This window comes from Zoogloea sp. (assembly GCF_028693495.1).
GTDB lineage: Bacteria > Pseudomonadota > Gammaproteobacteria > Burkholderiales > Rhodocyclaceae > Zoogloea.
Map to the genome: position 1 here is coordinate 1 of NZ_JAQUVG010000146.1, position 5,521 is coordinate 5,521.

At 61.6% G+C, this 5,521-nt stretch carries 6 protein-coding genes; 3 read left to right on the top strand and 3 right to left on the bottom strand.

Features of this window, described 5'->3' with window-relative positions:
- The 3 genes from PHD22_RS16115 to PHD22_RS16125 all read right to left on the bottom strand — a co-directional run.
- The coding region (locus tag PHD22_RS16115; protein ID WP_299869204.1) for a LapD/MoxY N-terminal periplasmic domain-containing protein at positions 1-430 on the bottom strand (430 nt) is incomplete at its 3' end.
- 7 nt (positions 431-437) lie between these two features.
- The gene (locus tag PHD22_RS16120) at positions 438-1,097 is read right to left on the bottom strand and encodes a transglutaminase-like cysteine peptidase (RefSeq protein WP_299869207.1); all 660 of its coding nucleotides are present in this window, start codon (positions 1,095-1,097) and stop codon (positions 438-440) included.
- Between the two features lie 108 nt (positions 1,098-1,205).
- On the bottom strand, positions 1,206-2,309 hold the full coding sequence (locus PHD22_RS16125; protein ID WP_299869210.1) for an aromatic ring-hydroxylating dioxygenase subunit alpha: 1,104 nt from the start codon (positions 2,307-2,309) through the stop codon (positions 1,206-1,208).
- 124 nt (positions 2,310-2,433) lie between these two features.
- Here PHD22_RS16125 and xseB point away from each other — a divergent pair, with 124 nt between their 5' ends.
- The 3 genes from xseB to dxs are packed head-to-tail and all read left to right on the top strand — an operon-like array spanning position 2,434 to position 5,494.
- On the top strand, positions 2,434-2,658 hold the full coding sequence (xseB, locus tag PHD22_RS16130) for an exodeoxyribonuclease VII small subunit (protein ID WP_299869213.1): 225 nt from the start codon (positions 2,434-2,436) through the stop codon (positions 2,656-2,658).
- Entirely contained in the window at positions 2,655-3,551 is an 897-nt protein-coding gene (locus PHD22_RS16135; protein ID WP_299869216.1) for a farnesyl diphosphate synthase, read from the top strand. Before xseB ends, PHD22_RS16135 begins: the two co-directional genes overlap by 4 nt.
- A 47-nt stretch (positions 3,552-3,598) precedes the next feature.
- A complete protein-coding gene (gene dxs, locus PHD22_RS16140; protein WP_299869219.1) occupies positions 3,599-5,494 on the top strand; it encodes a 1-deoxy-D-xylulose-5-phosphate synthase in 1,896 nt (631 codons plus the stop codon).
- Positions 5,495-5,521: the final 27 nt, after the last annotated feature.

Genomic DNA, 5,521 nt, shown 5'->3' on the forward strand with positions numbered 1-5,521 from the left:
GGGAAGCGTAGGCATAACTGCGGGCAGCCTCGACCGTGATCTGCCCCACCGGACGCCAACCATCGCTCACGTGTGCCTGACCGGGGTGTACCTCCATGGGCAGCAGTTTGCTCAGCCATGCGGGCACCCCTTCGGCATTATCCCGATGGGAACGCTCCACAATAACCCGGCCCGCCATATCGACCAGACGAATGGAGCGGTAATGGCCCCCGTCGAACAGCGCTGCGACCAGCAGCTCGGCTGTCGCCTGATCCTTCTTCTGCTGGGACATGGAAAGGGCCAGGGAAACCGCACCATCGCTGGCCTGAGCCGTCAGCTGCTGCTCGAAATAGGTACGGGCAGTCCACAGGCTCACCGCCACCGCTCCGGACAACACCAGAGCCATGGCCACCACCACACTGACCCACAGACGTTTTAACAGGGACATCATTCTTCCTTCAGGGTCGGTAGCCTTCGGAACGCATCCGCACAAGCATCTCTCGCCAGCGGGAAAGGCGGTCCGCCGGACTCGTCGCCCGGACCGCGCCTTGCGCGAACACACCCTGGGTGTTGAAACTGAAGACCGGTTCCAGATCGGGTCTCGCACCCGCCGTGCGAACATCCGCAAGCAGGTTGTCCAGTATCAGGGGAGCCTGCCCGGGCCCGGAATGATAGCTGAGGACCATGTGGGCCTGGGTACCTTCCCGCCCTGCACTGCCGGTCTGGACACGCACATAGGTCATGCGCAGGTTTTCATCCCGAAAGCCCAGCTCCCTCAGGGTGAAGTACTTGGCAAACACGAAATCCTCACAATCCCCTGCCCCCCGGGCGAGGAGCTCCAGGGGGGTTGCCCAGTAATCGACCACTCCCCAGGTCGTCAGATCCTCTTCGTAGCGGATGTTCCGGTTGAAATAAGCGTTAACCTCGCGGAGCATCTGGTCTTCCGGCAACCCCCTCCACTGCGCCAGGACCGCCTGCCAGCGCTCCACGGCAAGTCGCCCGGTGACGCCATGACGCTCCAGCGCCACCTCGCGCATGCCTTCCATCTGGAAACCCGCAGATCCCGCCTCCAGCGCCAGGCCTGCGGCCAGCAGTGCTGCCCATACGTGCGGGCTCACCAGGAAAGAGGCCCCATGTCGAATCATGGAAGGAGGAAAAAGGAAATCGCAGGGATGTCCCATCCATGAAAAAAGGAGCCGCAGCTCCTTTTTTCATGGATGGGATGATCAGAGGTGAGGCTCAATGATGCGCCGGTAGAACTCATGGAAGTGCTGCATGCCATCCTCGTAAGGAGACTGGTAGGGACCCACCTCGCTACGGCCTTCCTTCATCAGGGCCAGGCGGCCCCGATCCATCCGTTCACCGATATCGTCATCCTCGATCGCGGTTTCCATATAGGCCGCCTGCTCCGCTTCGACGAAGTCCCGCTCGAACTCAAGAATTTCCTCCGGATAATAGAACTCGACCACATTGGTGGTCTTGTTCACATCCGTGGGAATCAGGGTACTCACCACCAGCACGTTGGGATACCACTCCACCATGATGTTGGGAAAGTAGGTCAGCCAAATGGCGCCATGCTTGGGCATTTCACCACCGTGACAGGCCAGCACCGCTTCATGCCAGCGCTGGTAGGCCGGCGAACCGGGCTTCTTGAGGGAGGTGATGCCCACCCGCTGCACCGAATACCACTCACCGAACTGCCAGGTCAGGTCATCACAGGTGACGAACTTGCCGAGCCCTGGATGAAAAGGCTCCACGTGGTAATCCTCGAGGTATACCTCGATGAAGGTCTTCCAGTTGTAGTTGCACTCATGGACTTCGACCTTGTCGAGCTTGTAACCGCTGAAATCCAGCTCAGGCGCCACCTGCATGCCGGCCAGATCCGCATTGGCCGATCGGGGACCCTTGAAGAGCAGGCCATGCCAGCGCTCGAGCTTCTCCCTCTGCAGGCTGAGACAAGGCTTGTCGGCAAAATGCGGCGCACCGATCAGCATCCCGTCGGGATTGTAGGTCCAGCGGTGGACCGGACAGACGATGTTGCGGTCAGCGACACCCGCGCCCTGCAGCATGATTGCCTGACGGTGACGGCAGATGTTGGACATCCGGTAAAAACCGTCATCGCGATTGATCAGCAAGCCCGCATGATCCAGCCACTCGAGGGAGCGGTACTGATTGAGCTCCGGCACCATCAGCTCGTGGCCGACATAGCCGGGGCCGCCATCGAAGAGGAGGCGTTTCTCCAGCTCAAAGATTTTTTCGTCGGAGTACCACGAAACCGGCAATTGAGAAATTGCCGGCGAAAGAAGTGCCTGAGAAGCGATGTCAGACATCCCGAACCCCCTGATTCAAAGCGAAAGCCCGAAACGTAAAACGTAATATTATATAGCATCACACGTTTGACCAGAAGCCCGGCCATAGGCTATTTTTACGGTTTCCCAAACTTGAAACCGGCCCATGGTCAAGAATGCCAGCGCCAAGTCGCCCAGCTTCGAGTCTGCTGTCTCCGAACTGGAAGCCATTGTCCAGGAAATGGAAAATGGCCAGATGCCCCTCGATCAGGCCCTCGCCGCCTACCAGCGCGGCACCCACCTCCTGCGCCATTGCCAGGAAGTGCTCACCCAGGCTGAACAGACCATCCGCACCCTCGAATCCGCCACTCCGGAAGATCCCCAGGCATGAACGCCCGCAGCTTCAACCAATGGATGAGCGACATCCAGGAACGCACCGAAGCGGCCCTGGACAAGACGCTGCCCGCCGCCGCCCTGGCACCCGCCCGCCTTCACGAGGCCATGCGCTATGCCGTCCTGGACGGAGGCAAGCGGGTACGCCCCCTCCTGGTTCATGCAGCCGGGCAGATCAGCGGTGCAGCGCCGGAGCGCCTCGACCGGGTTGCCTGTGCCCTGGAAATGATCCATGCCTATTCACTGGTGCATGATGACATGCCCTGCATGGACGACGACGTGCTGCGCCGGGGCAAACCCACCGTCCACGTGGAGTTCGACGAGGCCACAGCGCTCCTGGTCGGTGATGCCCTCCAGAGCCTGGCGTTCCAGCACCTGGCGGATGCCCCCGTATGTGACGATCCCCGCCAGCAGATCCGCATGATCCGGCAACTGGCACAGGCTTCGGGCTCCCGGGGCATGGCCGGCGGACAGGCCATCGATCTGGCCTCGGTAGGCGTTCAGCTCACCCTCGCCGAACTGGAGTTCATGCATATCCACAAGACAGGCGCTTTGATCCGGGCTTCCATCGCTCTTGGCGTACAATGCGGCCGACCCCTTGCCGAAGAGCAGCTCTCCAGTCTCGATCACGTGGGAAAGGTCATCGGCCTGCTTTTCCAGGTGATCGATGACATTCTCGACGCAGAGGCAGACACCGCCACCCTGGGCAAAACCGCGGGCAAGGATGCCGCCAACGACAAACCGACCTACGTCAGCCTGCTCGGCGGAACGCGGGCTCGGGAGCTCGCCGCCGAGATGTGCCAGGATGCCCTGGAGCGGCTTGCGGCCTTCGGGGATGACGCCCTGCGCCTGCGCGAGTTGACCCGGTTCATCGTGAATCGACAGTTCTGATTCCGGCAAACGACACAGAATACCCATTAACGACCCGGTAACCCGGAATGCCCCTCGGAACGCAGCCCGCCCCAACACGCACCAGCCTGCTGGACAGCATCAACTCTCCCGCAGACCTGCGCAAGCTCGACGCCAGTGCCCTTCCCCTGCTGGCAGACGAACTGCGCAATTTCCTGATTGACTCGGTCTCCCGAACGGGCGGGCACCTGTCCTCCAACTTGGGAACGGTCGAACTGACCATCGCGCTGCACTACGTTTTCAACACCCCGGAAGACCGCATCGTATGGGATGTGGGCCACCAGACCTATGCCCACAAGGTCCTGACCGGCCGGCGGGAAGCCATGGCCACCCTGCGCCAGTACAAGGGCCTCTCCGGCTTTCCCAAGCGCTGCGAGAGCCACTACGACACCTTCGGCACGGCCCACTCGTCCACCTCCATCTCCGCCGCCCTGGGCATGTCCGAAGCGGCGCGCCTGCGGGGCGAGGAGCGCCGGGCCATTGCGGTGATCGGCGACGGCGCGATGACCGCCGGCATGGCCTTCGAAGCCCTCAACAACGCCGGAGACATCCACGACAGCAACATCCTGGTCATTCTCAACGACAACGAGATGTCCATTTCCCCTCCGGTAGGGGCGCTCAACAAGCACCTGTCCCGATTGCTGTCCGGGCGCATCTACAATGGTGCCAGGAGTATCGGCAAGCGCTTCCTCGAAAATCTGCCTCCACCGGTTTTCGAACTGGCCAAGCGCACCGAAGAACACGTCAAGGGCATGGTCATGCCCGGAACCATGTTCGAGGAGTTCGGCTTCAACTACATCGGGCCCATCGACGGCCATGATCTGGAAGCCCTGCTGCCGACCCTGCAGAACCTGCGAACCCTCAAGGGGCCCCAGTTCCTGCATGTCATCACCCGCAAAGGACAGGGCTACAAGCTTGCTGAAGCCGACCCGATCCTCTATCACGGCGTCTCCAAGTTCGATCACACGGCGGGCATTCCGGCCGGCAAGGACGCCAAAGGTAGCGGCAAGCTCACCTACACTCAGGTCTTTGGTGACTGGCTGTGTGACATGGCCACAGCTGATCCGCGCCTTGTGGCGATCACCCCGGCCATGCGTGAGGGCTCCGGCATGGTGCGCTACGCTCACGAGTACCCCGATCGTTACTACGACGTGGGCATCGCGGAACAGCATGCCCTCACCTTCGGCGCCGGCCTGGCCTGCGAAGGCCTGAAGCCGGTGGTGGCCATTTATTCCACCTTCCTGCAGCGGGGCTACGACCAGTTCATCCACGACATCGCCCTGCAGAACCTGCCTGTCATGCTTGCCATCGACCGGGCCGGCCTCGTGGGCGCTGACGGAGCCACCCACCACGGCGCCTTTGACCTGTCCTACCTGCTGTGCGTACCCAATCTGACCGTATTCTGCCCGTCGGACGAAAACGAATGCCGCCAGATGCTGTATACAGCCTTCATGCACGATGGCCCCAGTGCCGTACGCTATCCCAGGGGTAGCGGCCGGGGGGTGAAGCCAGCCGACGAGATGACGCTGATCCCCATCGGTACCGGAAAGATTCTGCGCGAAGGCCGCAAGGTCGCCCTGCTGGCCTTTGGCAGCATGGTAGAGACCGCCATGCAGGTGGGCGAGGCGATGGACGCGAGCGTTGCCAACATGCGCTTCGCAAAACCGCTGGATCAAGCCCTGATCCTCAAACTCGCCGCATCCCATGACCTGCTGGTCACACTGGAAGAAAACGCCGTGATCGGTGGTGCCGGCAGTGAGGTCAGTCGGGTGCTGAACGAATCCGGCACGCCCACCCGCCTGCTGCAACTGGGGCTGCCCGATCGTTTCATCGACCACGGGGATCAGCTCCAGCTGCTGACCGAAGTCGGTCTCGATGTCCCATCCGTTCGCAAGCGGATTGAATCAGCCCTACCAACCGGATAGTTGAAGCCCCTTGCCAACAAGGCAAGG